Source organism: Paraburkholderia sp. J41 (assembly GCF_905220235.1).
Taxonomy (GTDB): Bacteria; Pseudomonadota; Gammaproteobacteria; order Burkholderiales; family Burkholderiaceae; genus Paraburkholderia.
Genome location: NZ_CAJMZE010000088.1, coordinates 1 through 1,142 on the forward strand (window position 1 = coordinate 1; position 1,142 = coordinate 1,142).

Here is a 1,142-nt window from a genome sequence, read left to right on the forward strand (position 1 = left end):
AGCCGCCCTGTGGGCGGCTTTTCTTTTGCACGCGACGCCGATGAAACGCGTCGCACGATGCAGGTAAAAGCAGCTTAGCGCCAGTGTCCCGGAGGACCGCCGTGATCCCAGTGACCGCGGCCCGGGCCGTAGCCGCCGTGGTGGCGATACCAGTCGTCGCGCGCCCAGTAGCGGCGGCCGTCCCAGTAACGGTCGCCGTGCCAGCCGATCACGATGGCCGGCTGCGCATAAACCGGCGCCGGTTGATAGACGACGGGCGGAGGCGGCGGCGGTGCGTAGACCGGCTGCGGCGCGACATAAACCGGGGCGGGAATGCCGATGTTGACGCCGACGCTCACGTGGGCCATCGCAGCGCTCGACGCGCCAATGGCCAAGCCCCCGAGCATCACTGCAACGACATGTGGGAACTTCATGGACTCACCTTTCGGGTTTGATGTTTTGGTTGAAGCCAATATAGCGCAGGGCTTGGCGGCGCATATTTCAAACTTGTAATAACTGATGCACAACCCTGCACAATGCGCGTCCGCGTTACGTCTGGTTACACCGGCACGCTGATAGCACCGACGCCCGCGAGAATAGCACCGCTCCCGGTGATCCGCCGCCGAAGTCGCAGGCGCACCTACGCCTGCACCAGCGCCGCACCGACGCATTCAATTTAACGGCGCGGGCGCGAGAAACTTTTGGCTTGGCCGGCCGGTTCGAATATTGCGTTTGAATATCAGGTGCTAATTCGCCGGATTGCGTCAGCACGCCGCGTGCCGTTAAACCACGCCGTCGCAATTTACCTGGGAATCCTGATCATCATCGCGGGCGCAGGTAGTTTCTCGTGGATATCCGCTACAACCGTTCGCGAATCTGCCATCTGCGCGACACAAATGAAGCCACAAAAGAAAGACCCCGCAAGTCCTTCGACTTGCGAGGTTTCCACCGCTATTTCCGGCGGAGACGGACCGTCAAAATCCAGTGCATTCCGGTTCGCTCCAGTTTGAATCCTCCTTTACTTTCAGTAGTTTAGTCTATCTTTTAGTGCGTTCGAGTTTATACTCGTTTGCTCCCATCCGGCGTTTCGCGATGGGCTAATAATGGCACTCACAGACAAACAGGCAAAGGCACTCACGTACGGCAACAAGCCGGTATTCGAC

Annotated in this window: 1 protein-coding gene; it reads right to left on the reverse strand. The window is 59.3% G+C overall.

Annotated features, from left to right (window positions below; translation table 11 throughout):
- Positions 1-74: 74 nt before the first annotated feature.
- Positions 75-413, reverse strand: coding sequence for a hypothetical protein (locus tag U5805_RS31530; RefSeq protein WP_322107399.1), 339 nt, complete (start codon positions 411-413; stop codon positions 75-77).
- Positions 414-1,142: the final 729 nt, after the last annotated feature.

Coding starts and splice junctions, on each gene's coding strand:
- U5805_RS31530 (WP_322107399.1), bottom strand. CDS start 413: ATGAAGTTCCCACATGTCGTTGCAGTGATGCTCGGGGGCTTGGCCATT.